Here is a 16,596-nt window from a genome sequence, read left to right on the forward strand (position 1 = left end):
AAGCATTGAGCGCCCGGCCGGCGGGCCTGACAAGCCACGTGCGACGCAGCGGCGACGCCCGATGATGACGGCGAGGAGTATGTACGAACCCAAGAAGAAGAGTCCGATCGCGCGAGGCGTGGTGCCGACATCCGCGCCGGGGAGGGAGCGACAGATGATTCTGCTGCGTCAGCTGCTCGGTGACGTGTTGCGGCGGCTGCGGGTGCGGCAGGGTCGCACCCTTCGCGAAGTGTCGACGCTTGCGCGTGTCTCGCTCGGATACCTGTCCGAGGTCGAGCGTGGGCAGAAGGAAGCATCGTCGGAGCTGCTCGCCTCGATCTGCGGTGCCTTGGGTGTGCCGTTGTCGCAGGTGCTTCGTGAGGTGTCCGACCAGTTCGCGCTGGCCGAACTCCAGGCTGCTCCCGTTCTCGCCGACGCGCCCGAGCACGAGCGTCTGCCCCTTTCCGAGTCGGTCCCCGGTTCGATCTCCGATTCGGTGTTCCCCGAGGTGAAGGACATGGTGGCCGCCTAGCGCGGCTGGCAGTTCCCGCACCACAGGATCAGGCGTTCCTGTGGTTGTGCCCCCATCTCCCCGCGGCTGATGCGGGTGCCGCATCGGCGACAGGGTCGCCCGGCCCTGCCGTAAACCCACGTCTGGTTGCCCGGACGGCGGTCGCCTGTGGTCACCGTGCCCGCGTGTGTTTTGTTGGCGTCGAGCAAGCGCTGCGCCAGCGAGACCAGGCTGTCCAGATTCTCGATCTCGCCGACCTTCCGCCATGGCCACACGCCGCGCAGGAAGAGTGTCTCGGCCCGGTAGATCGTCCCGATGCCCGCGAGATTGCGCTGATCCAGCAGCGCCTCTCCGATGCTTCTCTCCGGTCGCGCGCGCAGCCGGCCGACCGCCTCCGCCGCGTCCCATCCCTCTCCGAGCAGGTCCGGGCCCAGGTGCCCGATGATCTGGCGCTCGTCCTTGACCAGGTCCACCATGCCGAGTTTGAGGCCCACGGCCTGGTGTTCGGCGGTGGCCAGCACGAGGCGTACCTGGTCGCCGGGTGGCAGGCGGCGGCCCGGTTCCATGATCCGCCAGCTTCCGTCCATGCGCAGGTGCGTGTGCACGGTCAGGCCGCCTTCTACCCTGGTGAGCAGGTGCTTGCCGTACGAGGCCGTGGTGAGGACCGTGCGGCCGGACAGGTCCGCGGTGGCGTGGCGCGGCACCCGGAAGTCCGTGCGCGTCAGCACGCGCCCGTCGAGCGCCTCGCGCAGCCGGGCGGCGGTGCGGTAGACGGCGTCACCCTCGGGCATGCTCGGCCACCCACACGTCCAGCATCGTGGTGAGCTGGTCGAGCGCGCCCTCCACGCGCTCGCGCTCGCCGGTGGTCAGGAAGTCGAGCTGCAGGCCGGTGTAGGCGGAGTTGACCAGCGTGGAGATGCGCCGGGCGTCCTTCTCCGGTACGCCCCGCTCGCGCAACAGCCCGGCCACGAAGGCGGAGCGGTCCGACAGCAGCTCCGGCACGTGCCCGGCCAGGCGCCCGCCCGCGACCAGGCCCTCGATCTCGTGGATGAGGCGGGCGACGGGCAGGTTCTCCTCGCGCAGTTGCCAGTCCCAGGTGCGGCGCACGATCGTGCCGACACTGTCGCCACCCTCCCATCCGGGCAGGGAACGCAACCAGGCGCGGTGACGCTCGTCGAGGCGGCGCATGGTGGCCGACAGGAGTTCTTCCTTGTCGGAGAAGTGATGGGTCAGCACCCGCGTGGACTTGCCCAGATGCTCGGCCAGCGGCCGCATGGACAGCGTGGACAGGCCGTGCTCGGCGAGGTAGTCGACGATCTGGTCGAGCAGCTCGGACCGGCGCTGCGGGTCGGGCGTCCTGGCCATCCGGATTTCCCTTTGACGCGGGTGGGGTGACACTCGTTACCTTATATGGGTAACGAGTGTTACCTTTATCGAGGGGAGAGTCATGCCCGCGTGGTTGTTCGCGCTGATGTTCACCACGTTCGCCTTCGCCACCGACGATTACGTCATCGCCGGTGTCCTGCCCGCCATCGCCGCCGACCTCGGGGTCAGCGAAGCGGCGGCCGGGCAGCTGGTGACCGTGTTCTCGCTGGCCTTCGCGCTCGGGGCGCCCGTGGCCTCGGTGGTGACCGCGCGCTGGTCGCGCAGAGGGCTGGTCACCTGGGCGCTGCTGGTGTTCGTGGCCGCCAACTGGGCCGCCGCCTTCACCGAGTCGTACGCGCTGCTCATGGGCCTGCGGGTGCTGGCCGCGCTGGCCGCCGCCGCGGTGGTGCCCGCCGCCTACGCCATCGCCACCGCGCTCGCGCCCGAGGGACGCCGGGGGCAATACCTGGCCCTGGTGATGGGCGGGCTGACCGGCTCGCTCGCGCTGGGCGTGCCGATCGGGACCTGGGTCGGCGGCGCCTTCGGCTGGCAGGCCACGTTCGGGCTCGGGGGCGCGCTGGGCGTCGTCGCGCTGGTGGCCGTGCGCTGGACGCTGCCCGAGCTGCCGCCGGTGCCGGCGATGCCGATCGCCGAGCGGCTGCGCCCGCTGGCCAGGCGGCCCGTGCTACTCGGGCTCCTCGGCATCGTCGCGATCGTGATGGGCAGCATGATGGTGCTCACCTACCTGGCCCCCTACCTGCGCGACCTCGCCGGGGTGTCGGCGGCGGAGCTGGGCTGGATCTTCGTACTGGCCGGAGTCGCCGGGCTCGCCGGCGGGCAGCTCGGCGGGCGTGCCGCGGACGCCTGGGGCGCCGACCGGGCGCTGCTGGTGGGTGTCGGCGGCTTCACCGCCGTGATGGCGGCCTTCACCGCGTGCTGGTTCGTCCGGCCGGTGCCGCTGCTCGCGCTGCTGCCGCTGCTGGCGGTGTGGGCGGGCGTCTCGTGGTGGATCCCGCCGCCCGCCCAGACGCGGCTGCTGGCTCTCGCGGGTACGGCCGGCCCGCAGGCGCTCGCGCTCAACAGCAGTGCGGTCTACGTGGGCGTGTCCGGCGGCGGCGCGCTCGGCGGCCTGCTGCTGGAGGCGTGGGGCAGCGCCGTGCTCCCGGCCGCCGCGGCGATCGTCGAGCTGGCCGCGCTGCTGCTGCTCTGGGCGGCGGCCCGCGGCGCGAGCCGGGGGCCCGACCCCGATCCAGGCCCAGGCTCAGATCGAGACCCAGGTCCGGGCCAGGCGCAGGTCCCGGGGTCAGTCCCAGGCGGCGGGGTCGGCGGCTAGCTGGCGGACCCGCTCGGGCAGGGCGCCGGTGGCCACCTGGTCGAGCGTCACCTCTTCGAGGATGGCGCGTTCGGTGGCCCGCAGCGCGATCCAGACGGCCTGCAGCGATTCGGCGGGCCCCCGGTAGCCGACGTGCTCGGGGCGCTCGCCCCGCACGTTGGCGAGGGGGCCGTCGACGGCCCTGATGACGTCGGCGAGGCTGATCTCGCCGGCCGGACGGGCCAGGACGTAGCCGCCCTCCGGGCCACGCTGGCCGCGCACCAGCCCGGCGCGGCGCATCTGGAGCAGGATGTTCTCCAGGTACTTGGGCGGCATGTCCTGCTCCTTGGCGAGCTCGCCCACGGTGGTGGGGCCGGCACCGGCCGCGGCGAGTTCGGCGGCGGCACGGAGGGCGTAGTCGACACGAGCGGAAAGGCGCATGTTGTCGATTATCCCTGGTGGTCAACACTGGTTATGCGCAGGACCACCAAAACGGGCAGGTGGTCGGAGTGCCGCAGGGGCGGCACCTCCGCCGACGCGACCGTCAGACCCTCGCTGACGAGCACGTGGTCGATGCGTTCCTTGGGCACGTCGGCCGGTGAGGTGGGCGGGTCGCCGAGGGCGACCAGCGGGTCCGTCAGGCCCGCCGACTCCAGCACGCGCATGCCCGGGTCGCCGCGCCGCAGGTTGAGGTCTCCGGCCAGCACCACGGGCCGCCCGCCCGCGCGCAGGCCGCGGACGATGGCCGCCACCTCGGGCGCCTGGCCCTCCGGGGCCTGCAGGTGGGTGTTGACGACGCCTATCTCCTTGCCGCCCACCTCGACCGTGAACGTCTGGGCCTGGGCGCCGGTGGGGTAGTCGTGCGCGCCCAGCCTGTGCGAGGTCAGCGCGTTTACGGGCAGGTTGGTCAGGAGGGCGTCGCCCCACAGCTCGTCGGCCGCCGGGGCGAAGTAGTAGCTCATGCCGAGGCCGCGGGCGATGCGGGCCAGGTCGTCGTGGCCGCCGTTGAGCAGCCAGCCGCGATCCACCTCGCTGAGCAGGACGAGGTCGGGCTTCTGCGCGGCGGCCCAGGCGGCGATCCGGTCGAGCGAGAGGCGGCCGTCGAGGCCGAAGCCCATGCGGATGTTGTAGGCGATGAGCTTGAGCGTGTCACCCTGCTTCGGCTGTACGGCCGGCTCCGGCTGGTAGGCCGTCGCGCCCGCCAGCAGCGCCACCACGACCGCGGCGGCGCTCAGCGGCCAGATGCGGCCGAGAGCGTAGGACGGTGGCCGATGCCGGAAATATGCTGACAGCGCCACGCCGACGATCAGCAGGCCCGCCACGACGGGCACGACCCGGTTGGGGAAGCCCAGGTTCATGTCATAGGCGGCGTAGTAGGCGAACAGCCCCAGGAAGAACACCAGCCCGCCGCTCAGGACGGCGGCGCCGGGCCGCCGGACCGGGCCGCCGGGCACCGCCATCAGCACGGCGGCGCCTACCACGACGGCCCAAGGCTGCAGGAACACCGTGCCCGCCACGCACAACACGCCGAAGCCGATCGCGCTCCAGGTCGAGCGCGGCGGCCGGGTGGCCAGGTAAGGGGAGAAGACCAGCGCCAGCACCACGGGCATCACCCACAGCCAGCCGCCGCCCGGACCCGAGCCGGTGCGTTGCGCGGTGGCCGACATGCCGGCCACCAGCATCACCGGGCCCGCCAGGAACCACACCGACCACGGGGCCGGATCGGCGTCCGACGGGCGGAAGCTCCAGGCCAGGGCGAGGAACGAGGCGCACAGCGTGGCGGTCGCCAGCCAGGCCACCGGGCCGTCGCGCCAGACCAGGTCCACGCCGTCCAGCAGGAAGTGGACGGTGAACGACAGGGCCAGGCCGCCCATGATGCCGGGGGCGGCCCAGGATCTGGGCATGGCGCGGGCGCTGCCGTACAGGAAGACGAGACCGGCGCTGACGCCCGCCGAGGCGACGTAGAGCTGCGAGATCTCGGCCTGGAGCAGCAGCCGGGCCAGCACGAGCGCGACCGCGCCACCCGCGAGAGCCCACCTCGGCCTGACCAGAGCGGCGAGGAAGGGCAGAATGAACCATACGGCGGCGTAGAGTCCCATCAGCTCGGGTGGCGTCTCGCCCGCGCGGCCGAACAGCGTGATCAACGAGGGCAGAAAGACACGCAGCACATCGAAGAGCAAAGTGACGCCCAGCCCGAGCAGGAGCGGGCCGCGGGGGATGGTCATGAGTCATCCTCGTGTTCGCCTGCGATGATTCGCAAGAGCTGGAGCGCTAAACTTCCAACAACCTTGACTGAATGACGGTGGGATACAGCGTGGAGCGACGTCCTGGTGTGCCCAGGTTGCTGAGAGAGATCAACGACCGGGCCGCGCTCGACCTGTTGCTGGCCACCGGCCCCATGACGCGGGGCCAGATCGGCGATCTGACGGGGTTGTCCAAGGTGACGGCCTCGCAGACGCTCTCCAGACTGGAGGAGCGGGGGCTGGTCGAGGTCGTCGGCACGCAGGGCGGCGGGCGCGGGCCCAACGCCGCCCTTTACTCGGTGGTTTCCTCAAGCGCGTTCGTGGCGGGGCTGGAGGTCGGTCCTGAGCTCATCTCCACCGTGATCGCCGACATCCACGGCCGCACGATCGCGGAGGTCAGCGTCGACCCCAACGGCCACGACGACCCCGTGCCGGTCGTGCACGGCGCGATCGTCAAGGCCTGCCGCAGCGCGAAGGTCAGCCTGGCCAAGCTGCGCGGCGTCGTGATCGGCACGCCCGGCGTGGTCGACCCGCGCAGCGGCGACGTGCGCTTCTCCTTCGACCTGCCCGGCTGGCACGAAGGCATCCACGAGGCGCTGGCCGGCGACCTCAAGCGCGAGGTCACGATCGAGAACGACGTCAACCTCGCCGCCATCGCCGAGCGTTCCGACGGCGCCGCGCAGGGCATCGACGACTTCGTGCTGCTGTGGGCCAGCCGCGGCCTGGGCCTCGCGGTCATGCTCGGCGGCAAGCTCCACCGCGGCCGCTCGGGCAGCGCGGGCGAGATCGGCTACCTCGCCGTGCCCGGCGTGCCGCTGCCCCAGGACATCCACGCCGTGCCCGGCCGCCTGCCCACGCTGGCGGGCGGCCTGCAGTCGCTCGTCAGCGCCGAAGTGGTCGCCGAACTCGCCAAGGGGTACGGCTTCGCCGCGGCCTCGGCAGGCGAGGCGGTCCGGGTGGCCGTGGCGGCGGGGGAGCGGGGCGACGCGCTGCTCGACGAGCTGGCCCACCGCCTGGCCCTCGGCGTGGCGGCCGTGTGCGTGATCCTCGACCCCGGGCTGGTGGTGCTGGCCGGCGAGGTGGGCCACGCGGGCGGCGCGGCCCTGACCTCGCGGGTGGAGGAGGCGGTGGCGCGGATCTGCCCCGTCCGGCCGCAGGTGGTCACCAGCACGATGGAGCAGAACCCGGTGCTGCGTGGCGCGGTGCTGGCCGCGCTCGACCAGGCCAGGGAGGAACTGCTCAGCTCCTGAGCAGGCCTGCCAGGGCCTCGGCGGCGATCTCGCAGCACAGCGTGGTGCCGCCGGACGTCGCCACGTGCACGGCGCCGGGCACCCGCTCGCCCGGCACGCCGAGCTCGGCCACGACGGCGTCGGGGACGCGGGCCAGGACGCGGTCGGCCGCGCCGGTCAGGTGGGCGTGCCGGTAGGCGGTCCTGAGGACGATCACCAGGGGACGCCCGGCGCCCGCGTGTACCGCCTCGTCCAGCTCGGCGGGGCCCGGGGCGCTCAGCCGTACGACGGTGGTGCCGGGGAGCAGGCGGGCCAGAGGGATGCCCAGGCCCCAGGGGGTGACCGGGTCGATGGCGAGGTTGGTGGGGGCGTCCAGCTCGATCACGTGCGGCGGGCCCGATCCGGCGGGCGGACGCCGGACGTTCACGCGCAGCGCGCGCCGCGCGGCGGCCTCCGCGCCGTCGTCGCCGGGCAGCCGGGGGAACGGGTCGCGGTGGCGGGCGGCCCACGCGGCGACGGACCGGACGCGGGCGGCGGCCTCGGCTAGGCGCTCCTCCGGCAGGGTGCCGTCGTTGACGGCGGCCATGATGCTGTTGCGCAGCAGCCCGACCACGCCGGGCGTGGCGTTCTCCCCGCCCACGCAGAGCGCGTCGGCCCCGGCGGCCAGCGCCCGTACGGCGGTGCCCCCGAGCCCGTACGCCGCCGAGACGGCGGGCATCTCGATCCCGTCGGTGACGATCAGCCCCTCGAAGCCCAGTTCCTCGCGGAGCAGCCGCATCATGATGGGCGCGCTGACCGTGGCGGGGGCGCCGGCGTCGTACGCGGGCACCAGCAGGTGGCCCGTCATGATCGCCTTGACGCCCGCGGCGATGACGGCGCGGTAGGGGACCAGGGCGGTGACGGCGAGTTCCTCGGCGGGCAGCTCGACGGTGGGCAGCGCGTCGTGGGAGTCCACGGCGGTGGCGCCGTGGCCGGGGAAGTGCTTGGCGCATCCGGCCACGCCCGCCGCCTGCAGGCCGGTGACCCAGGCCGCGGCGTGGCGGGCGACGAGTTCGGGGTCGGCGCCGAAGGCGCGGGTGCCGACCACGGGGTTGTCCAGGCCCGCGTCGATGTCCACGACCGGCGCGTAGTTGAGGTTCACGCCCGCGCGCGCGAGGTCACGCCCGATGCCCTGGGCGACTCCCCGGGTCAGCACGAGGTCGTCGGCCGCGCCGAGCGCGAGGTTGCCGGGCCGCGAGCTGCCGGTGAAGGCCTCCAGGCGGGTGACGTCGCCGCCTTCCTCGTCGAGCGCGAGGATCACGTCCGGGTTCTCTGCCCGGATTGCGGCCGTAAGTGCCTCTATCTGTCCTTTTTCGACCAAATTTCGCGAATAGAGGGCGATGCCGCCTAAGCCGGTCGCAAGGCGTTTGCGGACCCAATCGGGCAGGGTCGTGCCCTTGAATCCGGGTTGCAGCACGGCGTCGGCAAGCCCGGCCAGCTCGGAACTCTCGGCGTTCCGCGAGGTCACCCATGACGTCATGCCAAGTCCTTGTCTGTGGTCATCACCTGTGTATAGCATCAAACTCGGCTAATAAATAGGAAAGTTTCCTAAGAGTTTTTGAACCTCCCAAATGGTGCTCAAGGAGAGGTCTTCATGCACAGTGCGGTCATGTCGAGGGCGCAGGAGCGCCTGTGGTTCCTCGACCGCCTCTCCAGCGGAGGTTCGTCCTACAACATCGCCGTCGCCGAGCGGCTGACCGGCCCCCTGAACGTCGCCGCCCTGGAGCGTGCCTTCACCGACCTGGCCAGCCGCCACGAAGCGCTGCGTACGGCCTTTCCCGAGGCCGACGGAGTCCCCTCCGCCGTGGTACGCCCAGCCGCCCCCGTCCCCGTCGAACTCCTCGACACCACCGAGGCCGACCTGCCCGCGCTGCTGTCCGAACGCTCCAACCGCCCCTTTGACTTGGCCACGGGCCCGCTGGTCAGGGTGAGCCTGCTGCGCGTCGGCGAGCGGGAGCACGTGCTGGTGTTCGTCCTGCACCACATCATCGGCGACGCCTGGTCGCTGGAGCGGATCCTGTTCCCCGAGCTGTCGGCGCTGTACGCGGCCCACGCCTCCGGCGGACCGGCGCCGGAGCTGCCGGCGGCGCCGCCGTACTCGGAGTACGCCCGGCGCCAGCGCGAGCAGGACCACGGCGCGCACCTCGACTTCTGGACCGCCGACCTGGGCGGCGTGCCCGCGCTGGACCTGCCCGCCGACCACCAGCGCCCGGCCGCGCCCACCGGCGCCGGCGACCTCGTCATCCACCGCATGCCCGCCGAGCTCTGGACGCGGGTGACGGCGCTGGCCAGGGCCGAGCGGTGCACGCCGTTCATGGTGCTGCTCGCGGCCTTCCAGACCTTGCTGGCCCGGTACTCGGGCCAGGAGGACTTCTGCGTCGGCATCCCCGTCGCCGGGCGCGAGGACGTCGACTTCGAGCAGGTATTCGGCCCGTTCGTGAACACGCTCGCGCTCCGCGCCGACCTGGCAGGGGACCCGACCGTGCGCGACCTGGTCAAGCGGGTGCGCCGCAGGGTGCTGAAGTCGTTCGCGCACCGGGAGGTGCCCTTCGACGAGGTGGTCGCCGCGTTACGCCGGCACGGCGAGGACGGCACCCTCATCCAGGCCATGCTCAACCTCGACAACCCGGACGAGGGACTGGCGGACGGCACCGGCGGCCTCACGCTCACCGGGCTGGAGCGCACCCCGGTCATCTCAGGGCTGGCGCCCGCCAAGTTCGACCTGGCCGTGGACGTGGTCGTCTACGAGAGTCACCTGCAGTTCATGCTCACCTACAGCAGCGAGCTGTTCGAACCCGCCACCGTCGAGCGGATGGCCGCGCACCTGCGGCGGCTGCTGGAGGAGATGGTGGAGCGGCCGGGCGAGCGGCTGAGCGAGCTGCGGATGCTCACCGCCGCCGAGCTGGCGCTGGTGCTGCCCGACCGGCTCGACGGGCTCGTCGCCCAGCAGGTCGCCCGCACCCCCGACGCGCCGGCGGTGGTGACCGAGGAGAGCCTGCTGTCCTACGCCGAGCTCGACCGGCGGGCCGGCCTGCTGGCGGAGGAGCTCGCCGTCGAGCCGGGCGCGCTGGTCGGGATCAGGATGCGCGCCGGGCCCGAGGCGATCGTGGCGCTGCTGGCCGTGCTCAAGGCGGGCGCGGCGTACGTGCCGGTCGATCCGGCCCAGCCGGAGGCCAGGACCCGGCTCATGCTGGACGGCTGCGCCGCGGTGATCTCCGAGGCGGGCGTGGAACGGCTGCCCGGCGGCGCGAGCGAACCCGGCGCCGCCTACGTGATCTACACCTCCGGCTCGACCGGCACGCCCAAGGGCGTCGTCGTCGAGCACCGCACCGCCGCGCGCCTGGCCATGTCCTTCCGCGACGCGCACGGCTTCGGCCCCGGCCAGCGCGTGCTCATGGTGCCGCCACTGAGCTTCGACGCCTCGGTCGGCGACATCTTCCCCGCGCTGGTCAGCGGCGCCGCGCTCGTCCTGCACCCCGACCCCGCCGCGCTCGGCGGCCCCGCGCTGCTCGCGCTGTGCGAACGGCTCGGCATCACCATGGTCGACACCGCCAGCGCCCTGTGGCAGCAGTGGGTGGAGGATCTGACCGGCCACGGCCCCGTGGACACCGGCCCGCTCACCACCATGATGGTCGGCGGCGAGAGCGTCCCGCTGGACCGGCTGCGCGCGTGGGCCACGCTCACCGGCGGCCGGGTCGCCTTCTACAACCATTACGGACCCACCGAGGCCACGGTCTGCGCGACCGTCTACCGGACCGTCGACGGGGGCGAGCTCACCGGCCGCACCCACCTGCCTATCGGCACGGCTCTGCCGCACGTGCGCGCGTACGTGCTGGATCGGCACGGCCGTCCCACGCCGGTCGGCGTGCCCGGCGAGCTCCACCTGGGCGGCGAGTGCGTGGCCCGCGGCTACCTCGGCCGCCCCGAGCAGACCGCCGCCCGCTTCCAGCCCGACCCGTTCCTGCCCGGCGCCACCATGTACGCCACCGGCGACCTCGTCCGCCGCCACGCCGACGGCACGCTCGACTTCCTCGGCCGCACCGACCGCCAGCTCAAGATCAACGGCGTCCGGATCGAGCCCGGCGAGGTCGAGAGCGCCTGCCTCGCCCACCCCGGCGTCCGCGAGGCGGTGGTGACCGCCGCGGGCGGCCGGCTGGTCGCCTACCTGACCGGCAACCCGCCGGCCACCGCCGACTTACGCGCCTTCCTCGCCGACCGGCTGCCGCCCGCCATGGTGCCCGCCGCCGCCGTCGCCCTGGACACCCTGCCGCTCACCGCGCACGGCAAGATCGACTTCCGCGCGCTGCCCCAGCCCGAGATCGCCGCCGTCGCCTACGAGAGCCCGCGCACCCCGACCGAGGAGACCGTCGCCGCCGTCTGGGAGGAGGTGCTCGGCGTGCGCGCCGGCCGCCGCGACAACTTCTTCGACCTCGGCGGCCACTCCCTGCTCACCCCGCGCACCGTCACCCGCCTCGCCGACGCCACCGGCGTCCGCGTCGAACTGCCCGTCTTCTTCGCCTGCGCCGACCTGGCCGAACTCGCCGCCGCCCTCGACGGCCACGCCCCCGCCACCGCCCCGCCCGGCCTGTACGGCGACGCCGTCCTGCCGGCCGACTACGCCGTGGTCCCCGCCCGCCCCCGCCGCGAACCCGGCCGGGTCCTGCTCACCGGCGCCACCGGCTTCCTCGGCGCCCACCTCCTCGCCGATCTGCTGACCCGCTCGACGGCGACCGTCCACTGCCTGGTCAGGGGCGCCGCCCCCGCCGACCGCCTGCGCCGCAACCTCGAAGCGCACGGCCTGTGGCAGGAGGAGTTCACCGACCGGATCGTCCCCGAACCAGGTGATCTGGCCACCGGGCCGATCATGCCCGCCCGCGAGATGGACCTGATCCTGCACAACGGCGGCGCCGTCGACTTCACCCGTCCCTACGCCCGGCTCAAGGCCGCCAACGTGGACGGCACGCTGGCGATCCTGCGCCTGGCCGCCCGCTCGGCCACGCCCGTGCACCTGGTCTCCACGCTCGGCGTCTACCTGGCGCCGGGGGAGCGGGTGGTGCGCGAGGGCGATCTGCTTCCCGACCCCGAACACCTGCACCTCGGCTACGACCAGAGCAAGTGGGTGGCCGACCGGCTGGCCGCCGCGGCGAGGGAGGCGGGGCTGCCGGTGGCGATCCACCGGCCGGCGCGGATCTCGGGCGACAGCCGTACCGGGAAGGTGCCCAAGAACGACTTCCTGGCCAGGTTCCTGGCCACGTGCGCGCTGCTCGGCACGGTTCCCGACGGCGAACAGCTCGACATGGCCCCCGTGGACCATGTCGCCGCGGCCATCGGCCACCTGGCCAGGAACGGCGCCGAAGGCGACTTCCATTACCACAATCCGGGCACGCTCAGCTCGGCCCAGCTCGCGGACGGCATGGTCGCGCACGGCGTCGCCGTGGCCCTGTCACCCGCGTCGGAGTGGCGGGCGGAGGTGCGCGAGCGGCTTGAGAAGGGCGAGGAGCTGCCGGTCGCCGCCTTCCCCGCCTACTTCGCCGAGTACGGCGACGAGCGCGGCCCGCGCTTCGACTGCTCGGCCACCGAGGCCAGGCTCGCCCAGGCGGGGCTGGTGTGCCCGCCCGCGCCGGCCCTGCTCGACGCCTACCTCGACGACCTGATCGACTCCGGAACCCTCCCGGGAGGATGTCGTGCCTAGGCCCTTCGTCATCATCTGGTCCTCCCAGCTGCTGTCGATCATCACCTCCAGCATCACCGGCTTCGTGCTGGGCGTCTGGGTCTTCCAGCAGACCGGCTCCGCCACCCAGTTCGTCACGATCACGCTCTGCGCGATCCTCCCGGAGGTGGTCTTCGCGCCACTGGTCGGCTCGCTGGCCGACCGCTGGGACCGGCGCAAGCTCATGATGGGCGCCGACCTGGGCGCCGCGCTGACCACCGGCGCCCTGGCGGTGCTGCTGGCGACCGGCGGGCTGCAGGTCTGGCACATCTACGTCGTCACCGCCGTCGGCGCCGTCTTCGGCACCGCGCAGATGGCCGCCTACCACTCGATGATGCCCCTGCTGGTGCCGAAGGAGCAGCTCGGCAGGGCCAACGGCATGATGCAGGTGGCCGACGCCGTCCGCATCGCCTCGCCGCTGCTGGCCGGCACGCTGCTGGTCGCCGTCGGGCTCACCGGGGTGGTCGTCATCGACCTGGCGGCCTTCCTGATCTCCCGGGTGGTGCTCCACCTGGTGCCCCTGTCGCGGGCCGTGACCCGGCCCGGCGAGGGCAGACCGGCCGAGCCGTGGCTGCGCGACCTGGCCTTCGGCCTGTCCTACCTGCGAACCAGGCGAGGACTGTTCTGGCTGGTCGTCCTGCTCGCCGCCTACAACCTGTTCTTCGGCATCGCCGGCGTGCTCGTCCAGCCGCTCATCCTGTCCTTCGGCTCGGCCGCCGTGCTCGGTGTGCTCATGGCCGCGGGCGGCGGGGGGATCTTCGCCGGCGGGCTGGTGATGAGCGCCTGGGGCGGCCCGAAACGGCGGGTGCGCGGCATGCTCGTCTTCATGGTCGCGGGCGCCGTGCTGCTGGCCGCCCACAGCCTGAGCCCCTCGCCCTGGCTGATCGCCGTGGTCGCCCCCGCGTTCCTGTTCACGCTGCCGTTCGTGCAGGGGACCGGGATCACCGTCATCCAGCTCAAGACCGCGCCGAACGAGCTGGGCCGCGTGCTCAGCGCGGTCCGCATGGTCACCCAGGCCGCCACCGTCCTCACCTACCTGGCCGCGGGGCCGCTGGCCGACCGGGTCTTCGAGCCGATGCTCGCGCCCGGCGGGGCGCTGGCCGACAGCGTGGGGGCGCTGATCGGCACCGGTCCCGGCCGCGGGATCGCCTTCATCTTCTTGCTCGCCGGGGCCGGGCTGCTCGTGCTCGCGCCTCTGGCCTACCTCCAGCCGCGCCTGCGCCGGGTGGAGACGGAACTGCCCGACATCGAGGAGCCCTCGGATGCCGCTCTATCTAGATCCTGACGTCCTTCATTCCTTTCGTGATCTGAACCAAGGCCCTGGCGCCCTGCTCGACCTGATCGGCGCCATGGCCTTCCGCACGGCGGGGACCGCCCAGCGGCTCGGCCTCTTCGAGGTTCTGGGCGCCGGCCCGCAGTCCGCCGCGGGCGTGGCGGCGAAGCTCGGCCTGCCCGGTGAGCCTCTGACCGTTCTGCTCGACGCGCTCGTGGGCTTCGGCTACCTGCGCAAGTCGGGTGACCTCTATACGGCGGGCCCGCCCGCCAGCCCGTGGCTCGACCGCAACGCCAGCGGCGGGTTCGCGCCCAGCCTGGCTGTCTGGCACGACCTGCTCGGCGAGCTGTGGCAAGGGCTGGAGGACGCGGTACGCACCGGGCGCCCGCCCGAGCCGTTCTACCCCTGGCTGGAGCGCAGCCCCGACCGGGTGCGCGACTTCCAGACGATGCTGGCGGGGCTGGCCGGGATGCTGGCCCCGGCGGTGGTGGAGGCGGCCCCGGAGATCGGCGGCAGCCTCCTCGACATCGGCGGCGGGCACGCGATCTACAGCATCGCCTTCTGCCAAGCCGCGCCCGAGCTGACCGCGACCGTCGTCGACCTGCCCGGCGCGCTCACGCAGGGCCGCGCCAACGTCGAGGAGGCCGGGCTGGCCGAGCGCATCCAGCTCGTCCCCGGCGACCTGGCCGACCACATCGACGGCAGCCACGACGCCGTGCTGCTGTTCAACGTCGTGCACGGCCTCGACCCCGAGGCCGGCGCCGACCTGGTCGCCCGTACGGCCCGCGCGCTGCGGCCAGGCGGCGTCCTGCTCGTCCTGGAACCCTTCGCCGACCCGCCGGAGGGCGCGAGGGCGCACGACACCGCCCTCCTGGGCGGCTTCAGCCTCAACCTCGCCGCCACCCAGGGCGGCCGCCTGTACACCTTCGACGAGGTCGCCGGCTGGGCGTCGGCGGCCGGGCTGAGCGGCATCGAGCGCCTGCCGCTGTCGGCGCCGGGCACCGACGAACTGCTCGTGGCGCGGCGGGAGGCCCAGTGAAGATCGCGATCGTGGGGGCGGGGCCCGCGGGCAGCCTGCTCGCCTGCTACCTGGTCAGGCGCGGCCACCAGGTCGAGGTCTACGAACGGCGGCCGGACCCGCGCCGCTACGACGACGAAGAGGGCCGCTCGATCAACCTCGGCCTGTCGGCCCGCGGCATGCGGGCGCTGACCGACGTCGGGCTCATGGCCGAGATCCAGCCGCTGACCGTGCCCATGCGCGGCCGGGCCGTACACGCGCCCGACGGCAAGGTCGCCTTCCACCCGTACGGCAACCGCCAGACGGAGATCCTGCACTCGATCCGCCGCCGCGACCTGGTCATCAGCCTGGTCAACCAGGCCGACTCGGCCGGCGCGGCCTTCCACTTCGACACCACCCTGAGCGCCCTGCCGGAGGCGGACGCGGTCGTGGGCGCCGACGGCGCGTTCTCCACGGTCAGGACGCTCATGCACCGCGGCGCCCGCGCCGACTTCCGTCAGGAGTACCTGCCCTGGGGGTACAAGGAGCTGACCATCCCCAGGATGCCCAGCCACCACGAGGCGCTGCACGTGTGGCCGGGCGGCGACGACGGGCTCATCGTCACCCACCCGAACCTGGACGGCTCCGCCACCGCCACCCTCTTCCTGCCCTACGACAAGCTCGCCGCCATCACCGACCCGGAGGCGTTCTTCGCCGACCGCTTCCCCGACGCGCTCGCGCTCATCCCCGACCTGGCCAAGGAGTTCGCCGAGCGTCCCGTCGGCCATCTCGTCTCGATCCGCACCGCGCCGTGGCACCACGAGGGCCAGGTCGTGCTGATCGGCGACGCCGCCCACGCCGTCTACCCCTTCTACGGCCAGGGCATGAACTCCGCGCTCGAAGACTGCACCGTGCTCGACGCCTGTCTGGACGAGCATCCCGACGACCTGGCCGCCGCCTTCGCCGAGTTCGAGCACCGGCGCCGGCCGCACACCGACGTCCTGGACGAGCTGTCCAGGCAGAACTTCGTCGAGCTGCGCGAGCGGGTCCGCTCGCCGCTCCACCACGCGCGCAAGCGCGCCGATCTGACGTTGGCGAGGATCTTCCCCGGCCGCTGGGTTCCCCTCTACACCATGGTCTCCCACACCACCACGCCCTACGCGGACGCGCTCGCCAAGGCCAAGCGGCAGGACGCCGTCCTGCGCTGGGCCGCGGTGGGCGCCGCGGGGCTCGCCGCCGTCGCCATGCTCGCCAGGAAGGTCCGCTAAACCATGCTCACGGATCCCACCGACCCCACTCGCGTGCTCATCGAAGTGGCCGACCTCGACGGGGACTCCGACCTGGTCAAGTTGTACGGCAAGCCGCTGCGCGCCATCGTCGACTGGGCGCGCGCGTACCTGACCCGGCCCCATCCGTCCCTCGGCAGGAAAGGCCCCGTCTGCCCCTACGCCCAGACCTCCCTCGACCGGGGCACCTTCTACCTGGCCGTCTGCCCCGGCGAGCCGACCGTGGAGGAGCTGTCGGGCCTGCTGGCCGGATACCGCTCCTGGTTCCAGCGGCTGGTGGCGCCCGCCGGCGTCTCGCCGCAGTTCCGTACGATCCTGGTGCTGGTGCCCGATCTGCCCCACGCCCGCGCGGCCGACCTGATCGACGCCGCGCAGCTCCAGCTCAAGCAGGAGTACGTGGAGGCCGGGCTGATGATCGGCGAGTTCTACCCTGGGCCGCCGCCCAAGGCGGGACTCTGGAACCCCGACTTCAGGCCGCTCGGCAGCCCGGTGCCGCTGCTGGCGATCCGGCACATGGTCGCCAGCGACTTCCCGTTCCTCAAGGATGATCCCAAGCAGACGGCCGCCTACCTGGAGCGCTTCGGCGACCGCCCGCCGGCGGCGCTGCGCGAGGCCATCGCCGCGATCCGGCCCGGCTGACACCACATCACGG

The 16,596-nt window shown here is 73.0% G+C and carries 13 protein-coding genes; 8 read left to right on the forward strand and 5 right to left on the reverse strand.

All coding sequences use genetic code 11. The annotated features are described in order from the left end of the window. Nucleotides 1–154: 154 nt before the first annotated feature. Nucleotides 155–511 carry a helix-turn-helix domain-containing protein gene (locus ACFWY5_RS22540; RefSeq protein WP_184966807.1) on the forward strand — a complete coding sequence of 119 codons (357 nt, stop codon included), beginning with the start codon at nt 155–157 and terminating at the stop codon, nt 509–511. On the opposite strand, the gene ACFWY5_RS22545 is transcribed toward ACFWY5_RS22540, so the two are convergent. After that, a complete protein-coding gene (locus ACFWY5_RS22545) occupies nt 508–1,281 on the reverse strand; it encodes a DNA-formamidopyrimidine glycosylase family protein (RefSeq protein ID WP_379625433.1) in 774 nt (257 codons plus the stop codon). The two genes, ACFWY5_RS22540 and ACFWY5_RS22545, sit on opposite strands and share 4 nt — an antisense overlap. Continuing rightward, nucleotides 1,268–1,855 (reverse strand): TetR/AcrR family transcriptional regulator, encoded by a 588-nt coding sequence (locus tag ACFWY5_RS22550; RefSeq protein WP_379625435.1) that lies wholly within the window; start codon nt 1,853–1,855, stop codon nt 1,268–1,270. The genes ACFWY5_RS22545 and ACFWY5_RS22550 overlap by 14 nt, the downstream gene beginning before the upstream one ends. An 82-nt stretch (nt 1,856–1,937) precedes the next feature. Between ACFWY5_RS22550 and ACFWY5_RS22555 the strand changes: the two genes are divergently transcribed. Continuing rightward, a complete protein-coding gene (locus ACFWY5_RS22555; RefSeq protein WP_379634053.1) occupies nt 1,938–3,188 on the forward strand; it encodes an MFS transporter in 1,251 nt (416 codons plus the stop codon). On the opposite strand, the gene ACFWY5_RS22560 is transcribed toward ACFWY5_RS22555, so the two are convergent. Together ACFWY5_RS22560 and ACFWY5_RS22565 are read right to left on the reverse strand one after the other, a co-directional pair. After that, nucleotides 3,159–3,608, reverse strand: coding sequence for an Rrf2 family transcriptional regulator (locus tag ACFWY5_RS22560; protein WP_184966799.1), 450 nt, complete (start codon nt 3,606–3,608; stop codon nt 3,159–3,161). The two genes, ACFWY5_RS22555 and ACFWY5_RS22560, sit on opposite strands and share 30 nt — an antisense overlap. Before the next feature lie 8 nt (nt 3,609–3,616). Continuing rightward, complete coding sequence (locus ACFWY5_RS22565; RefSeq protein WP_379634055.1) at nt 3,617–5,392, reverse strand: endonuclease/exonuclease/phosphatase family protein; 1,776 nt, start codon at nt 5,390–5,392, stop codon at nt 3,617–3,619. A gap of 89 nt (nt 5,393–5,481) precedes the next feature. On the opposite strand from ACFWY5_RS22565, the gene ACFWY5_RS22570 reads away from it, so the two are divergent. Then, entirely contained in the window at nt 5,482–6,660 is a 1,179-nt protein-coding gene (locus tag ACFWY5_RS22570; RefSeq protein WP_379625477.1) for an ROK family protein, read from the forward strand. Here the strand turns inward: ACFWY5_RS22570 and ACFWY5_RS22575 are convergent. Beyond that, nucleotides 6,650–8,158, reverse strand: a complete 1,509-nt coding sequence (locus tag ACFWY5_RS22575; RefSeq protein WP_379634056.1) for a glycoside hydrolase family 3 protein — start codon at nt 8,156–8,158, stop codon at nt 6,650–6,652. The two genes, ACFWY5_RS22570 and ACFWY5_RS22575, sit on opposite strands and share 11 nt — an antisense overlap. Before the next feature lie 114 nt (nt 8,159–8,272). On the opposite strand from ACFWY5_RS22575, the gene ACFWY5_RS22580 reads away from it, so the two are divergent. Genes ACFWY5_RS22580 through ACFWY5_RS22600 form a run of 5 tightly spaced genes read left to right on the forward strand, consistent with a single transcriptional unit; the run spans nt 8,273 to nt 16,583 of the window. After that, the gene (locus ACFWY5_RS22580; protein ID WP_379634058.1) at nt 8,273–12,370 is read left to right on the forward strand and encodes a thioester reductase domain-containing protein; all 4,098 of its coding nucleotides are present in this window, start codon (nt 8,273–8,275) and stop codon (nt 12,368–12,370) included. Beyond that, complete coding sequence (locus ACFWY5_RS22585) at nt 12,363–13,673, forward strand: MFS transporter (protein ID WP_379625446.1); 1,311 nt, start codon at nt 12,363–12,365, stop codon at nt 13,671–13,673. The genes ACFWY5_RS22580 and ACFWY5_RS22585 overlap by 8 nt, the downstream gene beginning before the upstream one ends. Next, nucleotides 13,651–14,700 carry a methyltransferase gene (locus ACFWY5_RS22590; RefSeq protein ID WP_379634060.1) on the forward strand — a complete coding sequence of 350 codons (1,050 nt, stop codon included), beginning with the start codon at nt 13,651–13,653 and terminating at the stop codon, nt 14,698–14,700. The genes ACFWY5_RS22585 and ACFWY5_RS22590 overlap by 23 nt, the downstream gene beginning before the upstream one ends. Continuing rightward, nucleotides 14,697–15,926 carry an FAD-dependent oxidoreductase gene (locus ACFWY5_RS22595; RefSeq protein ID WP_379634062.1) on the forward strand — a complete coding sequence of 410 codons (1,230 nt, stop codon included), beginning with the start codon at nt 14,697–14,699 and terminating at the stop codon, nt 15,924–15,926. Before ACFWY5_RS22590 ends, ACFWY5_RS22595 begins: the two co-directional genes overlap by 4 nt. Before the next feature lie 3 nt (nt 15,927–15,929). Then, a complete protein-coding gene (locus ACFWY5_RS22600) occupies nt 15,930–16,583 on the forward strand; it encodes a DUF6875 domain-containing protein (protein WP_379625452.1) in 654 nt (217 codons plus the stop codon). Nucleotides 16,584–16,596: the final 13 nt, after the last annotated feature.

It is taken from the genome of Nonomuraea sp. NPDC059007 (assembly GCF_042740555.1).
GTDB lineage: Bacteria > Actinomycetota > Actinomycetes > Streptosporangiales > Streptosporangiaceae > Nonomuraea.